Source organism: Bradyrhizobium sp. USDA 372 (assembly GCF_053629095.1).
The window spans coordinates 3,177,167-3,202,500 of the sequence record NZ_JBRJHR010000001.1; the positions used below are offsets into that span (position 1 = coordinate 3,177,167).

Annotated in this window: 20 protein-coding genes and 1 pseudogene (1 of these 21 cut by a window edge); 10 read left to right on the top strand and 11 right to left on the bottom strand. The window is 64.7% G+C overall.

Annotation, left to right across the window (positions count from 1 at the left end; translation table 11 throughout):
* Window positions 1-46: 46 nt before the first annotated feature.
* The 3 genes from AB7M16_RS15135 to AB7M16_RS15145 all read right to left on the bottom strand — a co-directional run bounded on the left by AB7M16_RS15135 (window position 47) and on the right by AB7M16_RS15145 (window position 3,974).
* A complete protein-coding gene (locus tag AB7M16_RS15135) occupies window positions 47-955 on the bottom strand; it encodes an ABC transporter permease (RefSeq protein WP_453944354.1) in 909 nt (302 codons plus the stop codon).
* 210 nt (window positions 956-1,165) lie between these two features.
* A complete protein-coding gene (locus AB7M16_RS15140; protein ID WP_453944355.1) occupies window positions 1,166-2,119 on the bottom strand; it encodes an ABC transporter permease in 954 nt (317 codons plus the stop codon).
* A 193-nt stretch (window positions 2,120-2,312) separates the two neighbouring features.
* The gene (locus tag AB7M16_RS15145) at window positions 2,313-3,974 is read right to left on the bottom strand and encodes an ABC transporter substrate-binding protein (protein WP_453944356.1); all 1,662 of its coding nucleotides are present in this window, start codon (window positions 3,972-3,974) and stop codon (window positions 2,313-2,315) included.
* Window positions 3,975-4,175: 201 nt separating this feature from the next.
* Between AB7M16_RS15145 and AB7M16_RS15150 the strand changes: the two genes are divergently transcribed.
* Window positions 4,176-5,771: an ABC transporter substrate-binding protein gene (locus AB7M16_RS15150; RefSeq protein WP_453944357.1), complete on the top strand. Its 1,596-nt coding sequence runs from the start codon at window positions 4,176-4,178 to the stop codon at window positions 5,769-5,771.
* Between the two features lie 66 nt (window positions 5,772-5,837).
* Here AB7M16_RS15150 and AB7M16_RS15155 read toward each other — a convergent pair whose 3' ends face one another.
* The 7 genes and pseudogenes from AB7M16_RS15155 to AB7M16_RS15185 form a co-directional block, all read right to left on the bottom strand.
* On the bottom strand, window positions 5,838-7,082 hold the full coding sequence (locus tag AB7M16_RS15155) for an acyl-CoA dehydrogenase (RefSeq protein WP_453944358.1): 1,245 nt from the start codon (window positions 7,080-7,082) through the stop codon (window positions 5,838-5,840).
* Window positions 7,083-7,199: 117 nt separating this feature from the next.
* Window positions 7,200-8,441 carry an acyl-CoA dehydrogenase gene (locus AB7M16_RS15160; protein ID WP_453944359.1) on the bottom strand — a complete coding sequence of 414 codons (1,242 nt, stop codon included), beginning with the start codon at window positions 8,439-8,441 and terminating at the stop codon, window positions 7,200-7,202.
* 146 nt (window positions 8,442-8,587) lie between these two features.
* Entirely contained in the window at window positions 8,588-9,715 is a 1,128-nt protein-coding gene (locus tag AB7M16_RS15165; RefSeq protein ID WP_453944360.1) for an acyl-CoA dehydrogenase family protein, read from the bottom strand.
* Between the two features lie 164 nt (window positions 9,716-9,879).
* A pseudogene (locus AB7M16_RS15170) lies at window positions 9,880-11,748 on the bottom strand (AMP-binding protein); the annotation flags it as partial.
* Window positions 11,749-11,791: 43 nt separating this feature from the next.
* Window positions 11,792-12,598, bottom strand: a complete 807-nt coding sequence (locus AB7M16_RS15175) for an enoyl-CoA hydratase/isomerase family protein (RefSeq protein WP_212260017.1) — start codon at window positions 12,596-12,598, stop codon at window positions 11,792-11,794.
* A gap of 191 nt (window positions 12,599-12,789) precedes the next feature.
* Window positions 12,790-13,548 carry an SDR family NAD(P)-dependent oxidoreductase gene (locus AB7M16_RS15180; protein WP_453944361.1) on the bottom strand — a complete coding sequence of 253 codons (759 nt, stop codon included), beginning with the start codon at window positions 13,546-13,548 and terminating at the stop codon, window positions 12,790-12,792.
* A gap of 67 nt (window positions 13,549-13,615) precedes the next feature.
* Window positions 13,616-14,194, bottom strand: coding sequence for a TetR family transcriptional regulator (locus AB7M16_RS15185; protein ID WP_453944362.1), 579 nt, complete (start codon window positions 14,192-14,194; stop codon window positions 13,616-13,618).
* 235 nt (window positions 14,195-14,429) lie between these two features.
* Here AB7M16_RS15185 and AB7M16_RS15190 point away from each other — a divergent pair, with 235 nt between their 5' ends.
* Window positions 14,430-15,602, top strand: coding sequence for an acetyl-CoA C-acetyltransferase (locus tag AB7M16_RS15190; RefSeq protein ID WP_453944363.1), 1,173 nt, complete (start codon window positions 14,430-14,432; stop codon window positions 15,600-15,602).
* A gap of 189 nt (window positions 15,603-15,791) precedes the next feature.
* Window positions 15,792-17,333 (top strand): acyl-CoA synthetase, encoded by a 1,542-nt coding sequence (locus tag AB7M16_RS15195; protein WP_453944364.1) that lies wholly within the window; start codon window positions 15,792-15,794, stop codon window positions 17,331-17,333.
* 112 nt (window positions 17,334-17,445) lie between these two features.
* Here AB7M16_RS15195 and AB7M16_RS15200 read toward each other — a convergent pair whose 3' ends face one another.
* On the bottom strand, window positions 17,446-17,988 hold the full coding sequence (locus AB7M16_RS15200; RefSeq protein ID WP_453944365.1) for a methylated-DNA--[protein]-cysteine S-methyltransferase: 543 nt from the start codon (window positions 17,986-17,988) through the stop codon (window positions 17,446-17,448).
* A 135-nt stretch (window positions 17,989-18,123) separates the two neighbouring features.
* On the opposite strand from AB7M16_RS15200, the gene AB7M16_RS15205 reads away from it, so the two are divergent.
* The 7 genes from AB7M16_RS15205 to AB7M16_RS15235 all read left to right on the top strand — a co-directional run.
* On the top strand, window positions 18,124-18,942 hold the full coding sequence (locus tag AB7M16_RS15205) for an alpha/beta fold hydrolase (protein WP_453944366.1): 819 nt from the start codon (window positions 18,124-18,126) through the stop codon (window positions 18,940-18,942).
* Window positions 18,943-18,944: 2 nt separating this feature from the next.
* Window positions 18,945-19,757 carry an alpha/beta fold hydrolase gene (locus AB7M16_RS15210; RefSeq protein WP_453944367.1) on the top strand — a complete coding sequence of 271 codons (813 nt, stop codon included), beginning with the start codon at window positions 18,945-18,947 and terminating at the stop codon, window positions 19,755-19,757.
* Window positions 19,758-19,931: 174 nt separating this feature from the next.
* Window positions 19,932-20,609, top strand: a complete 678-nt coding sequence (locus tag AB7M16_RS15215; protein ID WP_453944368.1) for a GntR family transcriptional regulator — start codon at window positions 19,932-19,934, stop codon at window positions 20,607-20,609.
* A gap of 152 nt (window positions 20,610-20,761) precedes the next feature.
* Window positions 20,762-21,562 carry a phytanoyl-CoA dioxygenase family protein gene (locus tag AB7M16_RS15220; RefSeq protein ID WP_453944369.1) on the top strand — a complete coding sequence of 267 codons (801 nt, stop codon included), beginning with the start codon at window positions 20,762-20,764 and terminating at the stop codon, window positions 21,560-21,562.
* A gap of 138 nt (window positions 21,563-21,700) precedes the next feature.
* Window positions 21,701-23,014 carry an NAD(P)H-dependent oxidoreductase gene (locus AB7M16_RS15225; RefSeq protein ID WP_453944370.1) on the top strand — a complete coding sequence of 438 codons (1,314 nt, stop codon included), beginning with the start codon at window positions 21,701-21,703 and terminating at the stop codon, window positions 23,012-23,014.
* 276 nt (window positions 23,015-23,290) lie between these two features.
* Window positions 23,291-24,382: a TRAP transporter substrate-binding protein gene (locus tag AB7M16_RS15230; protein ID WP_212260001.1), complete on the top strand. Its 1,092-nt coding sequence runs from the start codon at window positions 23,291-23,293 to the stop codon at window positions 24,380-24,382.
* Between the two features lie 323 nt (window positions 24,383-24,705).
* On the top strand, window positions 24,706-25,334 hold the 5' portion of the coding sequence (locus AB7M16_RS15235; protein ID WP_172787000.1) for a TRAP transporter substrate-binding protein. 463 nt of this gene lie beyond the right edge of the window; the window shows 629 of its 1,092 coding nt (coding positions 1-629); the start codon lies at window positions 24,706-24,708; its stop codon lies off the right edge, out of view.

The window sequence follows — 25,334 nt, forward strand, 5'->3', positions numbered from 1 at the left end:
AGGTGTACGGAGGACGCCGCGACAGTGTGCTTGCGCATCATGATCTCTAGTTCCTGATGTCCATGGCGCTGCGCAGGCCGTCCGAAAGGAGATTGAAGCAGATCGAGACTGCGAAGATCATCGCGCCCGGCAAGGCTGCGACCCAAGGGTTGACGTAGATCGCGGTGCGCAGGGTGTTCAGCATCAGGCCCCATTCCGGCTCCGGCGGTTTGGTGCCGAGGCCGAGGAAGGACAGGCCGGCCGCCAGGATCATCGAGACCGAAATGAGGCTGGTGGCATAGACGAAGATCGCGCCCAGCACGTTGCCGAGGATGTGCACGCGCATGATGGTGAAGGCGCCCGCGCCGGAGGCACGCGCCGCCTCGACGAAGTCCATGTTGCGCACGCCGGTGGTGACGCTCTCGGCAACGCGGGTGATCTGCGGCACGAACACGATGGTCAGTGCCACGATGGAATTGAGGATGCCGGCGCCGAGCGCGCCGGAGATCGCGATCGCCAGCAGCACCGACGGGAAGGCATAGAACACGTCCACCGTGCGCATGATCGCGGTGTTGAGCTTGCCGCCGACATAGCCGGCAATGATGCCGAGCGAGGTGCCGATGCAGAAGGCCAGGATCACCGGCAAAATGCCGATCACCAGCGACAGCCGGCCCCCCGCGCCATAGATCAGCCGCGCCAGCATGTCGCGGCCGAGTTCGTCGGTGCCGAGCGGATAGCCTGGGGTGCCGATGTGGCGGAGGCGGCGGATCATCGAGCCCTTGTAGGGATCTTCGAGACCGAGCCACGGCGCGAGGATCGCGGAGAGGAAGATCAGCAGCAGCACCAGCGCGCAGGCCATGCTGACCTTGTCGCGCATGATGCGGCGGCCGACGGTCGCCCAATAGCCCCGCGCCTTGGTGGCGGGCGCGGCCTGCAGCGCGGCGTCGGCGGTGGCGGACAACGGAAGCTCGCTCATCGGCTGGCTCCCGTTGGGTATCGGTGTGGTCGGTGCGAACCACGGGCGCGGTACGCCTCTCCCGCTTGCGGGAGAGGTCGCGCCGCAGGCGCGGGTGAGGGCTTTCGCCTCTTGGGGGTTCCCGATTGCGGAGACACCCTCTCCTCAACCCTCCCCCACAGGCGGGGGAGGGAGCGCACAGTTTGCGTGGCGACAGCTGGGCTCATTCCATCAGCCCCGCTTGATGCGCGGGTCGATCGCGGCTTGGGCGATGTCGACCAGCAGATTGAGGAAGACGAAGAACAGCGCAAGGATCAGGATCGTGCCCTGCAGCAGCGGCAGGTCGCGCTGGAAGATCGCGGAGTTGAGCAGGAAGCCCGAGCCCGGCCAGGAGAACACCGTCTCGATCAGGATCGAGCCGCCGAGCATGTAGCCGAGCTGGAGCCCCATCACCGCGAGCGCGGTGGGCGCGGCGTTCTTGATGACGTGACGGAACACGCCGGTTTCGCGCAGGCCCTTGGCACGCAGTGCTTCGACGAAGTCCTGGCTGAGGATATCGCCGGTGAGCGCGCGCACCGTGCGGGTGACGATGCCCATCGGGATCACCGAGGTCGTGATCGCCGGCAACACGAGATATTTGAGGTGCGCCCAATCCCAGGCCCAGGAGTTGGAGCCGCCGGGGCCGGCGCCGACCGCGGGCAGCCAGTTCAGCTGGACCGAGAAGATGATGACCAGCAGCATGCCGAGCCAGTAATGCGGCACGGAGACGCCGGCGATGGCAAAGGAGGTCGCGACCTTGTCGATCCAGGTCTCGCGGAAATAGCCGGCGATCAGGCCGAGCAGAATGCCCATGGTGAAGCCGATGATGGCGGCGGCAATCGCGAGCGTGACGGTGTTGCCGACCGCACGCATGACCTCGGCCAGCACCGGGCGCCCGGTGGCGATGGAATTGCCGAGATCGCCATGAAGGGCACGCAGCAGCCACAGGCCGAACTGCACCGGCAGCGGCCGGTCGAAGCCGTAGGCGGCGCGCAGCTGCGCGGCGAGCTCCTGCGACGCATCGGCCGGCAGCACGGCGACCAGCGGATCGCCCGGCGTGATGTGCACGAGCAGGAAGCACACCAGCGCGACGCTGATGACGATGGGGACGACGTAGACAATGCGTCTGGCGGTATAGGCGAGCACGTTTGGTTCTTTTCTTCCCTTCTCCCCTTGTGGGAGAAGGTGGCGCGAAGTGCCGATGAGGGGTTCTATCCCCGGATACAGTCGTTACGACGCGAAAGGGACATCCGCGGAGAGAGACCCCTCACCCGGCTTCGCTAAAGCGAAGCCACCCTCTCCCGCAAGGGGAGAGGGTGCAGCGAGTGCGCGGCGCGAATTACTGCGCGATCGACACCGGCGAGAAGTCGATGAACCAGCTCTTCGGCTGCACGACGCCTGTCACCTTCGGGCTCATCGCGCGTGGGCCGACGTCGTGGGCCACATAGAGGAAGGCGGCATCATCGACGGAGGCCGCGTGCAACTCGGCGAGCGCGGCGTCGCGCGCGGCGGGATCGAAGGTCTGGCGCGCCTTCTTCACCAGCTCGTCAAACTTGGGGTTGTTGATGAAGCCCCAATTGTTCGAGACCGGCGGTGCCATGCCCGATTGCAGGAAGCGCACCAGCGCGAAGAACGGGTCCATCGCCGCATAGGTGACGTTGGTCGCGTGCGAGCCGTTGGCACTGGGATCCTTGGCGCCGCGGCGCCAGTTGGTGAACAGCGTGTTCCACTCGATGACGTCGAGCTTTACGTCGAAATAGCATTCGGCCAGCGCCTGCTGGAGGTATTCGTTCATCGGCAAGGGCTGCATCTGGCCCGAGCCGGACGCAGACGTCTGCGTCTTCACGGTCAGCTTCTTGTTGGGACCGTAGCCTGCCTCCTGCATCAACTTTTGCGCAGCCGCCTTGTCGTACTTGATCTCGAAGCTCGGCTTGCCGCGCCAGGGATGGCCGGGTTCGAAGGTGCCGGACGCCGGCACCATCAGGCCGGCGAGCAGGCCGTCCTTGAGGCCTTCGCGGTCGACGCAGAGGTTCGCCGCCTTGCGCACCCGGATGTCGTTCCAGGGCGAACCCTCGACGCGGGAGAACTGCCACGGCCAAACGTGCGGCTGCTCATTGGCGGAGAGCTTGAAGCCGCGCTGCTTGAGCTCGGGCAGCGCGTCCGGCGCCGGCGCTTCGACCCAATCGACCTGGCCGGACAGCAGCGCCGCGGTGCGCGCGTTAGCTTCCGGCATCGGCAAGAGCACCATCTTGTCGATCTTGGGCACGCGGGCCTTGTCCCAGTAGCTCGCGTTCTTGACCAGCTCGAGCCGCTCGCGCGGGGTGAAGCTCGCCATCTTCCACGGGCCGGTGCCCGAGGCGTCCTTGGCGAACGCGGTCCATGCGGCTTGCGACTTCGCCTTGGCGTCGGCACCCTCGGCCTTGTCGTAGAAGGCCTGCCATTTCGCCGGGCTCGCCATGAACAAATTGGTGAGGTTGATCGGCAGGAAGCTGTCGGGCTCCTTGGTGGTGAGCTCGACGGTCATGTCGTCGATCTTCCTCGCGGAGGCCAGAGTCGGCATGCGCGAGGCCGTGACGCCGACCTGGCTGGCGTCGAATTGCGGCGCATCCTGCTTCAGCACCTTCTCGACGTTCCACACCACGGCGTCGGCGTTGAACGGCGAGCCGTCATGGAAGGTGACGCCGGGGCGCAGCTTGAAGGTCCATTTGGTCTTGTCGGCATCATCGACCTTCCACTCGGTGGCAAGGCCGGGGATCACCACGCTGGGCTTGTCCGCCGAGGACAGATCCCAGCTGGTCAGCGCGTCATACATGGTGAGGCCGGTGAAGCGGTTGCCCTCAAACCCCTGATCGGGCTGGCCGAGGGTGCGCGGAATATCGGCAGCGGTCATGCCGATGCGCAGCACAGTTTCCGCACTCGCCACGCGCGGCCATGCGGCCGCACTGCCCAGCGCCAAGAGCGCGATCAGCGCCGCCCGTGTCTTCTTGTTCTTGATAAGCATCGCCTCGATCCTTCTTCGGCTTTCGATGATTAATTTTGATGCAATCGTATGCAATGGCTATGCCAAGGAGAAACTTTTTCTGCGAATTGCGCCTGCGACGACAAGTCCTTGTGATCGATTGAAGACAGAGCAGCCCGGCTGCCTATTCTGGCATCAAGATTGCAGGTTTGGCCCCGAAATCCCACCTGGGAGCCTTGGGCCATGCGTATTCGTCTATCGACCTGTCTCGCCGTGCTTGCGCTGGCAGTTTCCGCGATCTCGGCGCGCGCCGAAACCGTTGTGCGCTATGGCATCTCGATGGCGGACATTCCGCTCACCACCGGCCAGCCCGATCGCGGCGCCGGCGCCTATCAGTTCACGGCCTATACGATCTACGATCCGCTGGTGGCCTGGGAGATGGACGTTGCCGATCGCCCCGGCAAGCTGGTGCCGGGCCTCGCCACCGAGTGGAAGGTCGACGATGCCGACAAGACGAAGTGGCGGTTCACCCTACGCAAGGGCGTGAAGTTTCACGACGGCAGCGAGTTCAACGCCGATGCGGTGATCTGGAATCTCGACAAGGTGCTCAACGACAAGGCGCCGCAATTCGACAAGCGGCAGAGCGCGCAGGTGAAGACCCGCCTCCCCTCCGTCGCCAGCTACGCCAAGATCGACGACTTCACGGTGGAGATCACCACCAAGACGGTCGATTCCTTCTTCCCCTATCAGATGCTGTGGTTCCTGGTCTCGAGCCCGGCGCAATATGAAAAGCTCGGCAAGGACTGGGACAAGTTCGCCAGCCAGCCCTCCGGAACCGGTCCATTCAAGCTGACGAAGCTGGTGCCGCGCGAGCTTGCCGAGCTAGCCAAGAATCCGGACTACTGGAACAAGAAGCGCATTCCGAAGGTCGACAAGATCGTGCTGGTGCCGATGCCGGAAGCACTGACGCGCACCAACGCGCTGCTCGCCGGGCAAGTCGACCTGATCGAGACGCCGGCGCCGGATGCCGTGCCGCAGCTGAAGGCGGCCGGCATGAAGCTGGTCGACAACGTCACGCCGCATGTCTGGAATTATCACCTCAGCGTGCTGCCGGGCTCGCCCTGGACCGACATCCGCCTGCGCAAGGCGCTGAACCTTGCGATCAACCGCGACGAAGTCGTCGGCCTGATGAACGGCCTTGCCAAGCCCGCCAAGGGCCAGGTCGACCCGTCGAGCCCCTGGTTCGGCAAGCCCAGCTTCGAGCTGAAATATGATCTCGCCGCCGCCAAGAAGCTGGTGGAGGAAGCGGGCTATTCGAAAGCAAAGCCGCTGAAGACCACCTTCATCATCGCGCAGGGCGGCACCGGCCAGATGCTGTCGCTGCCGATGAACGAATTCCTGCAGCAAAGCTTCAAGGAGATCGGCATCGAGATCGACTTCAAGGTGGTCGAGCTGGAGACGCTCTATACGCATTGGCGCAAGGGCGCGGCGGACGAGATGAACGCCGGCATCACCTCCAACAACATCGCCTATGTGACCTCGGATCCGCTCTACGCCATCGTCCGCTTCTTCCATTCCGGCCAGATCGCGCCGGTCGGCGTCAATTGGGGCGGCTACAAGAATCCGAAGGTCGACGCGCTGATCGACGAGGCCAAGCAGACTTTCGACAGCACCAAGCAGGACCAATTGCTGGCGCAGGCGCACGCGCTGATCGTCGACGACGCCGTGCTGGTCTGGGTCGTCCACGACACCAATCCCCACGCGCTGTCACCGAAGATCAAGCAGTTCGTGCAGGCGCAGCACTGGTTCCAGGACCTGACGACGATCGGGGTGGAATGAGCAACAGGCAAGGGTGGGCATGGCGCTTTGCGCCTTGGCCCACCCGCAACACCGCGCGACGCGCGATCACCGCCCCTTGGTCGGGATCTTGTTGTACGGCACGTCCTTGTCGACGCGGATATCGCCCGGCAGGCCCAGCACGCGCTCGGCGATGATGTTGCGCAGGATCTCGTCGGTGCCGCCGGCGATGCGCATCGAAGGCGAGGACAGCAGCATCTGCTGGAATTGACCCTGCGCCGTTTCCTCGTCGTTGCCGGTGAGAACACCGGCCGCGCCCTGCAGGTCCATGGCGTAGGTCGCGATGTCCTGCAGCATCATGCCCGAGACCAGCTTGCCGATCGAATTCTCCGGGCCCGGCCGCTCGCCCTTCGACAAGGCGGAGATCGTGCGGTAGCTGGTGTATTTCAGCCCGTTCGACTTGGCCGCCCAGCTCGCGAGCTTGGAGCGCACGGCGGGATCGTCGATGGCCAGGCCATCCTCCAGTACCAGGTTCGAGCAGAGCTCGAACATCTCGGGCACGCCGGTCGCGAGCCGCGCGCCGATCGACATGCGCTCGTTCATCAGCGTGGTCAGCGATACGTTCCAGCCGTCGCCGACGGCGCCCAGCCGCTGGCTGTCGGGAATCACGACGTCGGTGAAATAGACCTCGTTGAACTCCTGCATGCCGTTGGCCTGCTTGATCGGCCGCACCTCGACGCCGGGGCTCTTCATGTCCAGGAAGAACATGGTGAGGCCCTTGTGCTTGGGCACGTTCGGATCGGTGCGCGCGATCAGGAGACCATAGTCGGAATAATGCGCGCCCGAGGTCCAGATCTTCTGGCCGTTGACGACCCAATTGTCGCCCTTCTTCTCCGCGCGCGTGCGCAGGCCCGCGACGTCCGAGCCGGCAGACGGTTCGGAGAACAGCTGGCACCAGATCTCCTCGCCCGAAGCCAGCTTCGGCAAGTAACGGCGCTTGGCGTCCTCGCTGCCGAACGCCATCACGGTGGGGCCGCACATCCCCTCGCCGATCTGGAACGGCTGCGTCAGCTTGCCGTAGACGCCTTCCTCCTGCTGCCAGATCACCTTTTCGATCGGCGTAGCACCGCGGCCGCCATACTCCTTGGGCCAGTGCAGGCAGGCCCAATTGCCCTCGAACTTCTTCTTCTGCCAGGCCTTGCCGACATCGACGATGTCGTGATTGGCAAGGCGGATGCGGCCGAGCGAGGACTTCGACAACTCGGCATGCAACTCCCTAGGCGCATTGGCCTCGATCCATTTGCGCGCGGTCTCGCGGAATGCGGCTTCCTGCGGGGTGTCGTCGAAATTCATGGCGGACCTCACTTCTGCGTAGGGTGGGTTAGCCGAAGGCGTAACCCACCACTTCTGTCGAGTATCGTTGCGAACGTGGTGGGTTACGCTTCGCTAACCCACCCTACGAATTCGGACTCATCTTCCCTTCGTCGGGATCTTGTTGAACGGCACGTCCTTGTCGACACGGATATCGCCGGGCAGGCCCAGCACCCGCTCGGCGATGATATTGCGCATGATCTCGTCGGTGCCGCCCTCGACGCGGGTGCCCGGCGCACGCAGCAGCATGGCCTGGAAACGGCCGGCCAGCTCACCATCCTCGCCGCTGACGACGCCGGCCGCGCCCTGCAGATCGAGTGCGTAGGTCGCAACGTCCTGGATCATGGAGCCCGCCACCAGCTTGCCGATCGAGTTTTCCGGCCCCGGCCGCTCACCTTTCGACAGCGCCGAGATCGCGCGCATGCTGGTGTACTTCAGCCCGCTTGCCTTCACCGCCCAGTGCGCCAGCTTCGAGCGTACCGCGCGATCCTCGATCGCCGGGCCGTCGTCGAGCATCAGGCTGGAGCAATACTCGAACAATTCCGGGAAACCGGTCGAGACGGCCGCGCCGATCGCGCTGCGCTCGTTCATCAGCGTGGTCAGCGACACGTTCCAGCCGTCACCGACCTCGCCGAGGCGCTGATGGTCGGGGATGCGCACGTTCGTGAAATAGACCTCGTTGAAATCCGAGGCGCCGCTCGCCTGCTTGATCGGCCGCACCTCGACGCCGGGGCTCTTCATGTCCAGGAAGAACATGGTGAGGCCCTTGTGCTTGGGCACGGTCGGATCGGTGCGGGTGAGCAGGATGCCGTAGTCGGAATAATGTGCGCCGGAGGTCCAGATCTTCTGTCCGTTGATCACCCATTCGTCGCCGTCCTTCTCCGCGCGCGTGCGCAAGCCCGCAACGTCCGAACCGCCGGCCGGCTCGGAGAACAGCTGGCACCAGACCTTCTCGCCGGAGGCGAGCGGCGGCAGATAGCTGCGCTTATGCTCCTCGCGCGCGAACGCCATCATGGTCGGCCCGCACATGCCGTGGCCGATGATGAACATGCGGGACAGCTGGCCGAACGGCCCCTCTTCCTGCGACCAGATCACGCGCTCGATCGGCGACGAGCCGCGGCCGCCATACTCCTTCGGCCAGTGCAGGCAGGCCCAGCCGGCGTCGGCCTTTTTCTTCTGCCAGGCTTTTGCGACCTCCAGGATATTGGCGTTCTTGAGCACGGTGCGGCCGAGCGAGGATTTGCGCAGCTCGTCCTCGTATTGCCTGGGCGCGTTCGCGCTGATCCAGGCGCGGGCGGTGGCGCGGAACTCGGCTTCCTGCGGGGTGTCGTCGAAGTTCATGGCAACTCTCTCGCATTTCGGAGGGTGGGTTAGCCGAAGGCGTAACCCACCTCTTTGGTTTCCACATCGGAAGAAGAGGTGGGTTACGCCAAAGCGACTTGCGCTTCGCGCAATCCGCTCGGCTAACCCACCCTACGCACCTGTCATCACGCCGCGTTCTTCTTCCGCATCCGGTCGATCAACTGGTCTTCCCAATAGGACAGGCTGCCGAGGCCCAGCGCCATGGCGTTGGCGCGGCGGTAGTACATGTGGCAGTCGAACTCCCAGGTAAAACCCATGCCGCCGTGAACCTGGATGTTGTTCTTGGCGCAGTGCTGGAACGCCTGCGTCGCGCTGATGCGCGCGGCGGCGGCAGCCTCCGGCAGCTCGGCCGCATTGGTCGAGAGCGCCCAGGCGCCGTAATAGCTGTTGGAGCGCGCCAGCGTCGCCGACACGTACATGTCCGCGAGCATGTGCTTGACGGCCTGGAACGAGCCGATCTGGCGACCGAAGGCGATGCGGTCCAGCGCGTAATCGCGGCCCATCTCCAGCGCGCGGTCGGCACCGCCGACCTGCTCGAACGCGCACAGCACGGCGGCGCGGTCGAGCACCTGGGTGAGGATGCTCCAGCCTTCGCCGGCAGCTCCCAGCGGCTCGGCTTTGGCGTCCTTGAAGGTGATCTCGGCCTGTCCGCGGGTCGGATCGAGATTGGTGAGGCTCTTCACGTCGACGCCGCCGGCCTTGAGATCGACCAGGAACAGCGAGATGTCGTTCTCGCGACCGCTCGATCCGGTGCGCGCGGCGACCACCGCGAAGTCGGAGATCGCGCCGTCGGCGACCGGCTTCTTGACGCCGTTGAGCACCCCGTTCGCAGCCGTCAGCTTGACGTTCTTCGGCGACGGATTGCCCTTGCCCTCGAACAGCGCCAGCGTGCCGATGGCCTCGCCGGCAGCAATCGCAGGCAGCCATTTCTTCTTCTGCGCGTCGCTGCCCGCGATCAGCAGCGCTTCGGCGGCGAGGTACACGGTCGAAGAGAAGGGCACAGGCGCATTGGCCCGCCCCATCTCCTCCGCGATCACGCAGAGCTCGAGATGGCCCGCACCCGCGCCGCCGAACTCTTCCGGAATGGCGACGCCGAGAAAGCCCATCTCGGCGAGGCCTTTCCATAGCTCCTTGTCGTAAGGCGCCTTGCCATCGAGCACGACACGCACCGCCTTGGGCGAGCATTTTTCCGCGAGGAACTTGCGCGCCTGGTCGCGGAGCTGCTTTTGATCGTCGGAGAAATCGAAGTTCATGGCGGCTTACCTCTTATTGTTTGTCGCTTGTATTGATGCCGTCATTCCGGGGCGCCGCGTAGCGGCGAGCCCGGAATCCATTTCGCCGCGCCTATGCGGCCTGATGGATTCCCGGCTCGCGCTGCGCGCGCCCCGGAATGACGAGTTGAGAGAGCGGTGCCCCATCGCAGCACGATCACATCCTGATCCGGTGTGTCCGCATAGAGCCGCTCCACCAGCGCGGCGCGGCGTTCGAGGCCGGCGCGCTGGTTGATGTAGCCCTTGTCGGTGAGCTCGTTGCCGTCGATCGAGGGCGGCTCGACCATCAGCATCGCGCGCGCGACGAGGCGGCTGCTGGCGCCTTCGCACTCCCGGTTGTGGGCTTCCAGGCCGCGCCTGAAGCAGGCGATCACCTCGGGATGCTTCACCGCATCGGCAAAACTCAGATCTGGATTGCCGGCGAGCTGGCGGCAGGCGTGCAGGTTCGGCCAGGCCAAGAGGCCGATGAACGGGCGGTCCTGCCCCGCGACCAGCGCGTCGTGCACGACCGGCGTTGCGGCTGCGATCGCATCCGTCCGCAGCGAGCCGACATGCACGAACGTGCCGGTGGTGAGCTTGAAGTCCTCCACCACGCGACCGGCAAAGATAATGCCTTGCACCGGATCGGAATCGTCGACGAAGATTCCGGCATCGCCGATGCAGTAAAAACCTTCCTCGTCGAACATCTTCTTCGTCAGCTCCGGCTGACCGAAATAGCCGGGCGTGACGTTGACGCCGCGCAGCCGCAATTCGTATTTCGAGCCGCACGGCACCATCTTCAGATCGACGCCGGGGAACGGCAGGCCGATCAGGCCGACGCGCTCGGTGTCCCAATAGGTGCCGGTCGAGGTCGGCGCGGTCTCGGTCGAGCCCCAGCCGGTATAGAACACGATGCGCTCGCCGGTGGTCTTCACCGCCAGCGCCTGCATGCGCTCATAGAGATCGTCAGGCAGGCGCGCACCGCCATAGGCCATGATCGAGAGATTCTTGAAGAAGGAGCGGCAGAGCGCGTCGTCCTTCTCCATGGCGGCGGCGAGCGCGGCGTAGCCGGCGGGCACGTTGGCATAATAGGTCGGCGAGATCTCGCGCAAATTGCGCAGCGTCTCCTCGAACTGGCCCGGCATCGGCCGGCCGTCGTCGATATAGAGCGTGCCGCCGTCGACCAGGATCGGGTGGAACGCGGCATTGCCGCCCATGGTGTGGTTCCAGGGCATCCAGTCCAGCATGGTCGCAACAGGCCCGTTCGGATCGCGCGGCCGCACCTGCATCATCATCGCCGCATTGGCGCACATCATCTCCTGCGTGTTGATGACGGCCTTGGGCATGCCGGTCGAGCCCGACGTGAACAGCAGCTTGCCGACGGTCTGCGGCGTGATCTTCGCGATCGAGGCCTCGACATCAGCGGTGACAGGCGTGGCCGCAAGCTCGGCGAAGCTGACGCTCTTGATGCCCTCGCAGGGCCGCGCGACGTGAACCACGGTGACGCCGCTGAGGTCGAGCGCCTTCAGCGCCTTCTCGAAGGTCGGGCCGTCCTGCACCATCAATACGGCCGGCTTGATCAGGTCGAACAGGTACTTCAGCTTGACGTGATCGTGGCTCATCAACGAGTAGGCCGGCGACACCGGCGCTGCCGGGACGCGCGCCTGCATCGCGGCCTGCGTCATCAGCGCATGCTCGATCGAATTGCCGGAGAGGATCGTCACGGGCCGGCCGTCGAGCTTGAGATTGAGCAGGCCTTGCGTCAGCGCGTCCACGATGCGCTTGGCTTCGCCATAGGACACCTTGCGCCATTCGCGGTTCGGACCGCCACGCTGCGCCAGCCAGATGCGCTCGGGTGCTTCCTTCGCCCATTTCGCCAGCGAGGCCGGGATGTGCTTCTCATAAGGCTGCAGCGGAATGCGCGACTTCAGCACCACCGTGCCGTCGCCGCGGCGCTCGACCTCGATGTCGCGCGCGAGCCACTGAACCTTGCGAAAGGCGGGCTTCGTCATTACTGCCGCCGCGCTTCCATTCATTTTGCGTCTCCCGGAATTATTGTCCTTTGCGGATCTTCGTGGTTCAGCGCCTGATATAGACAGGCTTTCGCTTCTCAAGGAAGGCCCTGATGCCTTCCGAAAACTCTTCGGAGCGGCTGCACAGAACCTGATTGCGATCCTCCATCGCAATCGCCGCTTCGAGCGAGCCGGCATCGACGCTCATGTTGAGACATTCCTTGGATAGCCGCAGGCCCACGGGCGAGGCCGTCATCATCGCCTCGACATAAGGCTCTGCCGCGTCATCGAGCTTGTCCTCGTCCACGACCTCCGAGACGAGGCCGACCGCCAGCGCGCGCTCGGCGCCGATGAAGCGCCCGGTGAGGATCAGCTCGGATGCGACGGAGACACCGACGAGGCGCGGCAGAAAATAGCTGGTGCCGATGTCGCAGCCGCCGAGACCGAGCTTGATGAAGGCGCAATTCATCCGCGCCGATCTCGTTGCGATGCGGATGTCGGAGGCCAGCGCCAACGCGAAGCCGCCGCCGGCGGCCGCGCCCTGCACCAGCGCCAGGATCGGCTGTGGACAGCGCCGCATCAGCATCACGATGTCGGCGATGCGCCGCTGCGAATCCAGCGACTCCGTGACGCCGGGCGGCTCCTGCTGTCCGGCCCGGCGCGCCATCGCAGCTTTGAGATCGAGGCCGGCGCAAAAATTCTTGCCGGCGCCCTTGAGCACGACGACGCGGGTGTCGCGATTGCGTTGCAGGCCTTGGAAATAGGTGTTGAGCGCATCGATCAGCGCGGGATCGAGCGCGTTGAGGTGCTCGGGCCGATTGAGCGTCACCCGGTCGACGCCGTCGTTGTGCTCGATCAGCAGCGGTTGGGACATGGGGCCTCGCACATCAGTCATGGGCCGGACTACCACCCTCCCCTGGAGGGGGAGGGTCGATCGCGCGCAGCGCGAGCGGGGTGGGGTGACGGTCTCGCCCCACCGAAAACTGCCCGAGTGGAGAGATCACCCCACCCCGGTGCTTCGCGCCGACCCTCCCCCTCCAGGGGAGGGTAAGAAAAGAGCCTCTTCTACCGCGGCGCCATGCGGATGGCGCCGTCGAGGCGGATGGTCTCGCCGTTCAGCATCGGGTTCTCGACGATGTGCACCGCGAGCATGCCGTATTCGGCGGCGTCACCGAGACGCGAGGGATGCGGCACCTGGGCGCCCAGGCTCTTGCGGGCCTCTTCGTTCAAGCCCATCAGCAGTGGCGTGAAGAACAGGCCGGGCGCGATGGTGTTGACGCGGATCTTCTGGCTGGCGAGATCGCGCGCGGCCGGCAGCGTCAGGCCGACGACGCCACCCTTCGACGCCGAATAGGCGATCTGGCCGATCTGGCCTTCGTAGGCCGCAACCGAGGCCGTGTTGATGATGACGCCGCGCTCTTCGCCGACGGGCTCGATCGTGACGAGACGCTCGGCGAACAGACGCAGGCAGTTGAAGGTGCCGATCAGGTTGACGTTGATGATGCGCGCGAACTTTTCGAGCGGGTAGACGCCGTCACGGCCGACAATGCGCTGCGAGCCGCCGATGCCGGCGCAGTTCATCAGCACGCGGGCGACGCCGTGCGCGGCTTCCGCCTTCGCGATCGCGGCCCTGATCTGCTCCTCGCTGGTGACGTCGGCGTGCAGTGCGACACCCTTCACTTCAGCGGCGACCTTCTCGGCGTTTTCCTTGCTCTGGTCGGTCACGCCGATCTTGGCGCCCTTGGCCGCCATGGCGCGGGCGGTCGCGGCACCAAGGCCCGAACCACCGCCGGTGATGAGAACGGCTACGTCTTTCAACTGCATCGCGTGTACCTTTCCTCTACCTTTTCCTTGGGCGTTTCTTCTCTAGACTTGTGACGTGTTGACCGGACTATCCGGCCGCGGCGGCTTCCTCGGCTTGCGTGAGGATGCCGCCGCAGATCAGCGTTTCCATGTGCTTGATGTATTGCCGGCAGACATCGTCGGTGACCGGGCCGACGCCGGTCGCGCGGGACATCGCGTGCCGGCCGAAGAACAGATGATCGCAGGCACCGATCAGGCTGGTGTAGAACAACACCGGATCGGTCGGGCGGAATTCGTTGCGGCTGACGCCCTCGGCCAGCAGGCGGCGGTGGAAGTCCAAGAGCGGCGCAACGAAGAACTTCGAGACTTCGTCGGCAGAGCTCGCGCTGGTCTCGTGCAAGAGATAGTGGATCAGCCGGTTCATATAGGGGAACCGGTGATAGGCGCGGATGATGCCGCCGATATGCAGCTTCAGCTTCGCCGTCGACGTGATCGGCTGCGCCAGCAAATATTCGAGATTGGACATCTCGGTCGCAGCATCCCGCGCCAGCAGCGCCAGCAACAGGCCGTCCTTGTTGCCGAAGTGATATTTGACCAGCGCGGCGTTGGCGCCCGACTTCTGCGCGATGTCGGACAGCGAGATCTCGATCGAGGAGCGTTCGATCATCAGCTCGCTCGCGGCCACTAGCAATTTCTCTGCCGTGGAATTTTTCCCGGCGGGGAGCCTGTTCGGAACGCTGGTAGCCACGGAGATCCCTGTTTGGCCGCTGGAAGCGGGGCGCAGATAAGCGCAAGCAGCGCCTCATCACAAGAGTTAATTGATCGATTGACTAAACGATCTCCGGTCCCTTAAATCCGTCCCCGACAACCAAACCCAATCAAGAATTCAGGGAGAGACCGACATGGCCGAGGCTTACATCGTCGCCGCCGCGCGTACCGCCGGCGGGCGCAAGGGGGGCCGCCTCGCCGGCTGGCATCCGGCCGATCTCGCCGCGAAGGTGCTGGACGAGCTGGTCGACCGCACCAAGGTCGACCCCGCCCAGGTCGAGGACGTGATCATGGGCTGCGTCATGCAGGTCGGCGAGCAGTCCAACAACGTCGCGCGCAACGCGATCATGGCGTCAAAGCTGCCGGAGAGCGTGCCCGGCACGTCGATCGACCGCCAGTGCGGCTCCTCGCAGCAGGCGTTGCACTTCGCCGCGCAGGCGGTGATGTCGGGTGCGATGGATGTCGTGATCGCCGCCGGCGTGGAGTCGATGACGCGCGTGCCGATGGGCCTGTCGTCGCAGCTTCCCGCCAAGAACGGCTTTGGCAATTACAAGAGCCCGGGCATCGAGAAGAAGTATCCGAACATCGTGTTCAGCCAGTTCACCGGCGCGGAGATGATGGCCGAGAAGTACGGCCTCTCCAAGGATGAGCTCGACCAGTATTCCTACGACAGCCATCAGCGCGCGATCGCGGCGACGCAAGGAGGCCACTTCAAGAAGGAGATCGTGCCGCTCGACATCACCCGCGCCGACGGCAGCAAGGACACCCACCACATCGACGAAGGCATCCGCTTCGATGTCACGCTCGACGGCATCAAGGGCGTCAAGCTGATCGCCGAGAACGGCAAGCTGACCGCGGCCAGCGCCAGCCAGATCTGCGACGGCGCCTCCGGCGTCATGGTGGTGAACGAGAAGGGCCTGAAGCAGCTCGGCGTCAAGCCGCTCGCGCGCATCCATCACATGACCATGACGGGCGGCGATCCCGTGATCATGCTCGACGCTCCCTTGCACGCGACCAAGCGTGCGCTGGAGAAGGCCGGCATGAAGATCGGCGACATCGACCTGTTCGAGGTCAACGAGGCCTTCGCCTCGGTGCCGACCGCATGGCTGAAGACTACGGGCGCCGACCCCGAGCGTCTCAACGTCAATGGCGGCGCCATCGCGCTCGGCCATCCGCTCGGCGGCTCCGGCACCAAGCTGATGACCACGCTGGTGCACGCCCTGCACCAGCGCGGCAAGCGCTACGGCCTGCAGACCATGTGCGAAGGCGGCGGCATGGCCAATGTGACGATCGTGGAGCGGCTGTAGGCCGCGGCCATACAAACGGTGTCGTCCCGGACAAGCGCGCCTCAAGCGCGCGCCGATCCGGGACCCATAACCACAGGAGACTGTGGTTATGTCGCGCCGGAGCTCCATCTCGTTTCAACAGTCGAGGCCTGTGGTTATGGATCCCGGCCTTCGCCGGGATGACACCTTTTTTGTTGCGAGATCTCGACCATGACCCACCCCTCCATCCACGCCAAGACGACGCCCGACAAGATCGCCTACCAGATGGCCGGCACCGGCAAGGCGATCACCTATCGGGAGCTCGACGAGCTCTCGAACCAGGGCGCGCAGCTGTTCCGCTCGCTTGGCCTCAAGGCCGGCGACCACATCGCGCTGTTGATGGAGAACCGCCTCGCCTTCATGGAGCTCTGCTGGGCCGCACAGCGGAGCGGGCTCTATTACACCGCGATCAGCCGCTACCTGAAGCAGGACGAGATCGACTACATCATCGCCGATTGCGGCGCCAAGGTCGTGATCACCACACCGAAATGCGCCGAGCAGATCAAGGACCTGGTCAAGGGCACGCCCGGCGAGCCGATCTTCTACATGATGGACGACCCCCTGCCCGGCTTCCGCTCCTACGACAAGGAGGCCGCGGCGCAGCCGACAACGCCGATTGCGGATGAGGTCGCCGGCTACGACATGCTCTATTCGTCGGGCACCACCGGCCGCCCGAAGGGAATCAAGAAGGCATTCGAAGGCAACAGAATCGACGTGCCGAACGCCTTCCTGCGCGTGCTCTGCGCCGACATGTGCGGCATGAACGCGGAGAGCACCTATCTGTCACCGGCCCCCCTCTATCACGCGGCGCCCCTGCGCTTCAACATGATGGCGATCGTGCTCGGCGGCACCTCCATCATCATGGAACATTTTGACGCCGAGGAATTCCTGAAGCTGGTCGAGAAATACAAGGTGACGCAATCCCAGCTGGTGCCGACCATGTTCGTGCGCATGCTGAAGCTACCGGACGAGGTGCGCGCCAAGTACGACGTCTCGACGTTGAAGGGCGCGATCCACGCCGCCGCGCCCTGCCCCATCGACGTCAAGGCAAAGATGATCGAATGGTGGGGGCCGATCCTGATCGAGTATTACGCCGGCTCGGAAGGCAATGGCGTCACCGTCTGCAACTCGCAGCAATGGCTGGAGCACCGCGGCAGCGTCGGCCGCGCCGTGGTCGGCAAGATCAAGATTCTCGACGAGAACGACGAGGAGCAGCCTGTCGGCGAGATCGGCACCGTCTATTTCGCCGACGCACCCGCCTTCACCTATCACAACGATCCCGAGAAGACGAAGAAGGCCTACAACGCCAGGGGATGGTCCACGCTCGGCGATGTCGGCTATCTCGACAAGGACGGCTTTCTCTACCTCACCGACCGCAAGTCCTACATGATCATCTCCGGCGGGGTGAACATCTATCCGCAGGAGACCGAGGACGTGCTGATCACGCACCCTGAGGTCGCCGATGTCGCCGTGTTCGGCGTGCCGAACGAGGAGATGGGCGAGGAGGTCAAGGCGGTGGTGCAGCCGCACGACATGAAGCGCGCCGGCAAGGCGCTCGAGGCCGAGCTGATCGCCTATTGCAAGACCCGCCTCTCCGCCATCAAGTGCCCGCGCTCGATCGATTTCGAGGCCGAGCTGCCGCGCACGCCCACGGGCAAGCTGGTGAAGCGACACCTGCGCGATCGCTACTGGCCGAAGGCGGCGAAGATTTAGGAACGGGATTCGTAGGGTGGGTTAGCGAAGCGTAACCCACCACTGTCTCTATCCGCGGAAACAGAAGAGGTGGGTTACGCCTTCGGCTAACCCACCCTACACATCCCTCACCTCAATCAAACAAGCTCGGCGTGTGGTTCACCAGCGCGCCTTCGATCTCGAGCATCTTCAGCTTCGTCACCACGCCGCCATTTGCCGAGAACCCGCCGGGCTTGTTGCCGGCGGCGAGCACGCGATGGCAGGGCACCACGATCGGGCACGGGTTGCGGCCGAGCGCCTGGCCAACGTCGCGCGACAGCTGGACGCCGCCGAGCTGTTTTGCGATGTCGCCATAGGTGATGGTCTTGCCGGGCGGGATGGCGCGGGCGATCTCGTAGACGCCGCGATTGAACTCGGGCACGCCGTCGAGGTCGAGCGGGATGTCGGTGAGATCATCCGGCTCGCCCGCGAGCAGTCTTGTCATGCGGTCGATCGCCTCTCGCACCTCGGCGGCCGGCTCGGCCTCGGTGGCGTCGGCATGGCGCTGGCTGATGCGGGTGCGGATCTTCTGCTCGTCGCCCATCGGCAACTGGGTGCCGTTGATGCCGCGCGGACCCCAGGCGATGGCGCACAGGCCGATCCTGGTGTCGAACAGGGCAAAATGCTGGTCGGTCATGGCTTGGTTCCCGGCTTGCTTTCGTTGCAGGCCCCACTTTCAACTCACGCCAAATCTAGGCTTGGAAATAGTTGCGATCCACCCGGTTTCCGGGAATCTTGCACACAAGTTCCAACCCTCTCTCGCGAGCCCACAATGCAGAGCCTCCACGTCAACGGATACGACATGCCCTATCTCGACGTGGGCGAAGACAGCGGCCGTCCGCCGCTGGTCTGCGTGCATGGATCGCTGAATGATTTTCGCGTCTGGGGCTGCGTGCTGGGCCCGTTGACGCAGCGGCATCGGGTGATCGCCGTCAGCCTGCGCCACTTCTTCCCGGAAAAATGGGATGGGGTCGGCGACACCTATTCGATCGCCCAGCACGCCAGCGACGTCATCGCCTTCGTCGACAAGCTCGATCTCGGGCCGGTCGATTTGATGGGCCATTCCCGGGGCGGGCATATCTGCTTCCGCGTGGCGCAGCAGCGGCCCGATCTCCTGCGCCGGCTGATCCTGGCGGAGCCCGGCGGCGAGCTCGATGCGAGCCTTGATCCGGATTACGTCGGCGGCCCCTCGCCGCTGCTGGCGCGCTTCACGGCCTCGGCCGAGAAGATCGCTGCCGGCGATGTCGACGGCGGGCTCGCCGTCTTCGTCGACACGCTGGAAGGCCCCGGCACCTGGCCGCGGCTGCCGGCGATGGTGAAACAGAACCTGCGCGACAACGCCTATACCCTGATCGGCCAGGTCCGCGACAACCGTCCGCCGTTCTCGAAGGCGGATGCGGAATCGATCAGGCTACCGACATTGTTCATCCTGGGCGCGCGGACCAAAGGCCTGCTGCCGAAAGTGCTGCACGCGCTGGCCGCGCATGTGCCCTATTCCAAGACGGCGATCATCCCGAACACGACGCATCCGATGTTCGAGCAGGCGCCGCAGAAATACTCCGAAATCGTCCTGGATTTTCTGGCGAGCTGACCATGCAGAGCTTCCGCGTCAATGGTTACGACATGGCCTATCTCGAAGTCGGCGAGGGCCCGCCGCTGGTCTGCGTGCACGGTACGCTGGGTGATTTCCGCACCTGGTATTCGGTGCTCGGTCCGCTGTCGAAATCCCATCGCGTGATCTCGGTCAGCCTGCGGCATTTCTTTCCCGAGCATTGGGACGCGATCGGCGACGACTACAAGATGGCGCAGCATGTCGCGGACACGATCGCCTTCATCGAGCGGGTCAAGCCTGGCCCCGTCGACCTGATGGGCCATTCGCGCGGCGGCCACATCGCCTTTAGCGTGGCGCAGGCGCGGCCTGATCTGTTGCGCAAGCTGGTGCTGGCCGAGCCCGGCGGCGATCTCGACGCATCCCTGCCAGTGCCCGAAGGCACGCCCGCGCATCCGCCGCTGGCGGCCCGCACCGCGCGATCGGTCGAGATGATCCGCGCCGGCGACCTCGAGGGCGCGCTGCGGAATTTCTACGAAGGCATCGAAGGCGACGGCTCCTGGCGGCGCGTGCCGGCTGCGGCCAAGCAGCAACTTCGCGACAACGCGCTCACCTTCCTCGGCCAGATCAACGAGCAGCGCCGGCCCTACACGCTGAGCGATGCGCAGGCCATCAGGACGCCGACGCTGCTGATCGGCGGCGGCGCGACCACCGGCAGCCTGTCGGTGATGTGGCGCGTGCTGGCCGCGCACATCGCGGGCGCCGAGACGGCGGTGATCGCGAACGCCGGCCATTGGATGTTCGAGCAGGCGCCGCTGGAGTTCGGCGAGGTGGTGAACGGGTTCCTGGCGAAGTAGCTCCTCCCGTTTCGACGAAAACAACCCCATGCACAGTAGACGGCCCAAGCAATATCAATAGTTTAAGCAGGGTCTAACATGAGGCGTCTGACGCGGTCAGCCGTGCTTGACCCCCGCCCGTCCCGGGAGTAGCTTCGAACACGGAATTCCGTATTCCATTTTGGAGCTGACGGCGTGATTCCTCTCGACCCGCTCCCGAACCTGATCGACCAGGTCTATTCGCGGATCCTGGAGGCGATCTCCGACCGCACGCTCCAGCCCGGCCAGCGCATCCGGCAGAACGAGCTCGCCGACAGGCTCGGCGTGTCGCGCCAGCCGGTGTCGCATGCGCTGCATCTGTTGCACCGGCAGGGCCTGGTCGCCGAGAGCGGCCGTCGCGGCTTTGAAGTGACCCAGCTCGATCCTGCGCGCATCCGCCAGCTCTACGAGGTGCGCGGCGCCATCGACGCGCTGGCGGCCCGCCTTGCGGCGACACGCGCGGCCCGCGACGCGGCGGGACGCGCGCGACTGGAGACAGCGCTCGCCGCCGGGCGCCGCAGCGACCACAACACGATGCTATCCGAGCTCATCACCCTCGATGTCGATTTTCACCGCGCGATCTATCAGCTCGCCGGCAATCCCGTGATCGAGGAGACCATGGCGCCGCAATGGCCGCACATGCGGCGCTCGATGGCGACGGTGCTCTCCGAGCTCGACTATCGGGCCAAGGCCTGGGCGGAGCATGCCGATATTGCCGGGCACATTCTAAGCGGCAACGCCAAAGCGGCCGAACGCGCCGCGCTGGCGCACGCGCAGACGGCCGGACGGATGACCGAGGAGAGATTGCGGGCAGCGGACGAGACGGCGGCGTAACCACAGCCACCGTCATTCCGGGGCGATGCGCAGCATCGAGCCCGGATCCATCGGGTGCCAGAGATTGCGAGAAATGGATTCTCAGGTGCGCAATTGCGCACCTTAGTTCACGCTTCGCGTGCCCCGGAATGATAACAACAGGAGGACGACCCATGAGACTGTCCCAGGAGCAATTGGAGTTCTTCCACCGCGAGGGCTGGCTGTTCCTGCCCGAATTGTTCGCCCAAGAGGAGGTCGACCTGCTCGCGCGCGAGGCGGTCGCCATTTACGACGCCAACCGGCCCGAAGTCTGGCGCGAGAAGAGCGGCGCGCCGCGCACGGCCTTTGCCGCGCATCTCTACAACGAGGCCTTCCGCATCCTCGGCGCGCATCCGCGCATGATCGAGCCGGTCGAGCAATTGTTCGGCGAGCCGGTCTACATGCACCAGTTCAAGATCAACGCGAAATCGGCCTTCACCGGCGACGTCTGGCAATGGCACCAGGATTACGGCACCTGGAAGCGCGACGACGGCATGCCGGAGCCGCGGGCGATGAACATCGCGATCTTCCTCGACGAGGTGATGCCGATCAACGGCCCCTTGATGCTGGTGCCGCGCAGCCAGAATGCCGGCGATCTCGAGGCGTCGCACGATCTCGCCACCACCTCGTATCCGCTGTGGACGCTGGACGAGGACACGGTCACGCTCCTCGTCAAGCAGGGCGGCATCGTCGCACCCACGGGCAAGCCGGGCGGCATGCTGATGTTCCACGGCAATCTCGTCCACGGATCGAGCGGCAACATCACGCCCTATCCGCGCAAGATCGTGTACCTGACGCTGAACGCGGTCTCGAACCATATCCGCACACCGACGCGGCCGGACTACATCGCGCATCGCGATTTCACGCCGATCAAGACGGTGGACGACGACGCGCTGCTGCGGCTGGCACGTGCGCCGCGGCAGGCGGCGGAGTAACCTGTCATTCCGGGGCGACGCGCAGCGTCGAGCCCGGAATCCATCGGGCCGCAGACATTGTGGATGAATGGATTCCGGGCTCGCGCTTCGCGCGCCCCGGAATGACGAGCTTTGATTGTTGCACCTACGGACCCCCCCATGAACCTCTTCCGCCTCCTCCAGGCCCGCGCGTCCGCCGGCAAGCCCGTTCGCGTCGCGCTGATCGGCGCCGGCAAGTTCGGCTCGATGTTCCTCGCACAGGTGCCGCACACGCCGGGGCTGGAGGTGCCGATCATCGTCGACATCGACCGCGACCGGGCACGCGAGGCCTGCCGCACCGTCGGCTGGGACGCAGAGCGCATCGCCGCCACGGTGTTCACCGATGACGGCGCGCGCGCCATCGCCGGCGGCGCCATGGACGTGGTGGTGGAGGCGACCGGCAATCCCGCCGTCGGCATCCGCCACGCGCGCGCCGCGATCGCGGCGGGCAAGCATATCGTGATGGTCAATGTCGAAGCGGACGTGCTGGCGGGCCCGCTGCTCGCCGAGGAAGCGCGCAAGGCCGGCGTGGTCTATTCGCTCGCCTACGGCGACCAGCCGGCGCTGACCGCGGAGATGGTGGATTGGGCGCGGGCCACCGGCTTCCGCGTCGTTGCTGCCGGCAAGGGCACAAAGTACCTGCCGGCCTATCACGACGTGACACCCGATGGTGTCTGGCAGCATTACGGCCTGACCGCGGGCGAAGCGCAGTCGGCCGGCATGAATCCGCAGATGTTCAACTCCTTCCTCGACGGCACCAAATCGGCGATCGAGATGGCCGCGATCGCCAATGCCTGCGGCCTCGACGTGCCCACGGACGGCTTGCTGTTTCCGCCCTGCGGCGTCGACGATTTGCCGCATATCATGCGGCCGCGCTCGCGCGGCGGCGTGCTGGAGCGATCAGGCCTTGTCGAAGTCGTCTCCTCGCTCGAGCGCGACGGCCGGCCGGTGTTTCGCGACCTGCGCTGGGGCGTCTATGTCGTGCTGGAGGCACCGAACGACTATGCTGCCGACTGCTTCCGGCAATATGGCCTGAAGACCGATTCCAGCGGACGCTTCGCCGCCATGTACAAGCCCTATCATCTGATCGGGCTCGAGCTGAACATCTCGGTGCTGGCGGCGGCGCTGCGGGGCGAGGCCACTGGGCAGCCTTACGGCTTCCGCGGCGACGTCGCGGCTGTGGCCAAACGCAATCTGCACGCCGGGGAGATGCTGGACGGCGAAGGCGGCTACACGGTGTGGGGCAAGCTGTTACCGGCGGCCGCGAGCCTCAAGGCTGGCGCCCTGCCGATCGGGCTCGCACATCGCTTGAAGCTGAAGCACGACGTCGCCCACGGCACGGTGGTGCGCTGGAGCGATGTCGAGTTCGATGCAAACAACGAGACGATCAGGGTGCGAAAAGCGATGGAGACGGCTTTCGCGAAGGAGCGGTAAGGAAAGAGATCGGCGCCACGGGCGCCTCGCCTCTCGCGCTTGCGGGTGTCTGTCGCGCATTCGCAGGCGCGAGATGGCAGGTGGCTTGATTATCGCGAGACGAACGGTCATCCTTGCTGACGGAATGCCATCATAGTGGGGATTCCAACAAGAAGAGGCCCATCAGGGTCGTTCGGAAACGCTATCAAACCTCAAACAAAACAACGCCGAGTCTCAAAAAGAACGAACGATCAAGTTCGTTCCGTGTCGAAGGCATCGGCATAGCGGAGGGTCCGCATGAAACGTCGTGATTTCCTGAAGGTAACGGGCGCGAGCCTGGCAGCGAGCACCGCAGTGGCGGCGCCCGCGATTGCGCAAAGCTCGCCCGAGATCAAGTGGCGGTACGCCACGAGCTGGCCGAAGGCGCTCGATACGCTCTATGGCGGCTGCGAATATTTCTGCAAGCAGGTCGCCGACCTCACCGACAACAAATTCCAGATTCAGCCGTTTGCGGCCGGAGAGATCGTTCCAGGCCTGCAGGTACTGGACGCCGTCTCCAACGGCACGGTCGAGATCGGCAACACCGCGCTCTATTACTACTGGGGCAAGAATCCGGCCTTCACCTTCGCAACCGCACTGCCGTTCGGCTTGAACACGCGGCAGCAGATTTCCTGGCTGTTGTGGGGCGGTGGGCAGGATCTCGTCAACGACCTGCTTAGGGAGCACAACGTTTATGGCATCCCGACCGGATCGACCGGCGCGCAGATGGGCGGCTGGTTCAGGAAGGAGATCAAGAGCCTCGACGATTTGAGGGGCCTGAAGATGCGCATCGGCGGTTTCGCCGGCACGATCCTCTCCAAGCTCGGCTGCGTGCCACAGCAACTGGCTGGCGGCGACATCTATCCGGCGCTGGAGAAGGGCACCATCGACGCCGCCGAATGGGTCGGCCCCTATGACGACGAGAAGCTAGGTTTCGTGAAGGTCGCCAAATACTACTACTACCCCGGCTGGTGGGAAGGCACGAGCCAGGGCCACAACATCATGAACATCGAAAAGTGGAATGCGCTGCCCAAGCATTACAAGGCGGCGATCGACGCGGCATCGCGCGATACCTTCACCTGGATCACCGGCAAATACGATGCAGTGAATGCGCCGGCGCTGAAGCGGCTGATCGTGAACGGTGCAATCGTCAGAGGCTTCCCGCAGGAGGTGCTCGAGGCCTGCTACAACGCCGCCAACGAGATCTACGCGGACCTCTCCAAGTCCAATCCGCATTTCGGCAAGATGCATGCGAGCATGATGGCGTTCAAGAACGACTCGCTGCCCTGGACGCAGGTTGCGGAGCTGAGCTACGACAGCTTCATGGCGCGGATGCGCGCCAAGACATGAGGCGCTGAGACCCCCCACGACTAAAGACGAAGAAGCCCCGGAGATGCCACCATCTCCGGGGCTTTGGTCGTTTTGCCGGTCGTTTCGGGCCGGAAGCGGCGGTCAAACCTCGGCTTCGCAATTGCGAGCGCACTGACGGCGCTTGATTATCGCAAGGCGACCGGTCATCCTGACGCCATTCCGCAATGCGCGGAATCCAAAAAGAGCCCGAAGGGCCTTCGGAAACGCCAAAATTTTTAAAACACCCACGTCGATCATCGGCGACGCAAAGACGACACCAAGATCGTCCCTTGTCGAAGAATCGGCGCAACGGAGGGATACGCATGAAACGTCGTGATTTTCTCAAAGTGACCGGGGCTGGGCTGGCCGCAAGCACGGCCGTTGCCGCGCCGGCCATCGCACAATCGTCGCCGGAAGTGAGATGGCGCCTCGCGGCGAGCTGGCCCAAGGCGCTCGATACGCTCTATGGCGGCTGCGAATATTTCTGCAAGCGCGTCGCCGAAGCCACCGACAACAAATTCCAGATTCAGCCGTTCGCCGCCGGTGAGATCGTGCCAGGCCTGCAGGTGCTCGACGCCGTCTCCAACGGCACCGTCGAGATGGGCAACACGGCGCTGTATTATTACTGGGGCAAGAACCCGGCGTTCACCTTCGGCACGTCGCTGCCGTTCGGATTGAACACGCGCTCGCATATTGCCTGGCTGCACTTCGGCGGCGGCACCGACATGCTCAACGACCTCCTGAAGGAATACAACGCCGTCGGCATTCCGACCGGTTCGACCGGCGCCCAGATGGGCGGCTGGTTCCGGAAGGAGATCAAGTCGATGGAAGATTTCAGGGGACTGAAATTCCGCGTCGGCGGCTTCGCCGGCACGATCATCGCCAAGGTGGGCGGCGTGCCGCAGCAGATCGCAGGCGGCGACATCTATCCGGCGCTGGAAAAGGGCACGAT

Bases quoted from the DNA above. Each gene is read 5' to 3' on its own strand.
- AB7M16_RS15135 (WP_453944354.1), bottom strand. From the start codon at position 955: ATGAGCGAGCTTCCGTTGTCCGCCACCGCCGACGCCGCGCTGCAGGCC.
- AB7M16_RS15145 (WP_453944356.1), bottom strand. From the start codon at position 3,974: ATGCTTATCAAGAACAAGAAGACACGGGCGGCGCTGATCGCGCTCTTG.
- AB7M16_RS15150 (WP_453944357.1), top strand. From the start codon at position 4,176: ATGCGTATTCGTCTATCGACCTGTCTCGCCGTGCTTGCGCTGGCAGTT.
- AB7M16_RS15155 (WP_453944358.1), bottom strand. From the start codon at position 7,082: ATGAATTTCGACGACACCCCGCAGGAAGCCGCATTCCGCGAGACCGCG.
- AB7M16_RS15160 (WP_453944359.1), bottom strand. From the start codon at position 8,441: ATGAACTTCGACGACACCCCGCAGGAAGCCGAGTTCCGCGCCACCGCC.
- AB7M16_RS15165 (WP_453944360.1), bottom strand. From the start codon at position 9,715: ATGAACTTCGATTTCTCCGACGATCAAAAGCAGCTCCGCGACCAGGCG.
- AB7M16_RS15175 (WP_212260017.1), bottom strand. From the start codon at position 12,598: ATGTCCCAACCGCTGCTGATCGAGCACAACGACGGCGTCGACCGGGTG.
- AB7M16_RS15180 (WP_453944361.1), bottom strand. From the start codon at position 13,548: ATGCAGTTGAAAGACGTAGCCGTTCTCATCACCGGCGGTGGTTCGGGC.
- AB7M16_RS15185 (WP_453944362.1), bottom strand. From the start codon at position 14,194: ATGATCGAACGCTCCTCGATCGAGATCTCGCTGTCCGACATCGCGCAG.
- AB7M16_RS15190 (WP_453944363.1), top strand. From the start codon at position 14,430: ATGGCCGAGGCTTACATCGTCGCCGCCGCGCGTACCGCCGGCGGGCGC.
- AB7M16_RS15195 (WP_453944364.1), top strand. From the start codon at position 15,792: ATGACCCACCCCTCCATCCACGCCAAGACGACGCCCGACAAGATCGCC.
- AB7M16_RS15200 (WP_453944365.1), bottom strand. From the start codon at position 17,988: ATGACCGACCAGCATTTTGCCCTGTTCGACACCAGGATCGGCCTGTGC.
- AB7M16_RS15205 (WP_453944366.1), top strand. From the start codon at position 18,124: ATGCAGAGCCTCCACGTCAACGGATACGACATGCCCTATCTCGACGTG.
- AB7M16_RS15210 (WP_453944367.1), top strand. From the start codon at position 18,945: ATGCAGAGCTTCCGCGTCAATGGTTACGACATGGCCTATCTCGAAGTC.
- AB7M16_RS15220 (WP_453944369.1), top strand. From the start codon at position 20,762: ATGAGACTGTCCCAGGAGCAATTGGAGTTCTTCCACCGCGAGGGCTGG.
- AB7M16_RS15225 (WP_453944370.1), top strand. From the start codon at position 21,701: ATGAACCTCTTCCGCCTCCTCCAGGCCCGCGCGTCCGCCGGCAAGCCC.
- AB7M16_RS15230 (WP_212260001.1), top strand. From the start codon at position 23,291: ATGAAACGTCGTGATTTCCTGAAGGTAACGGGCGCGAGCCTGGCAGCG.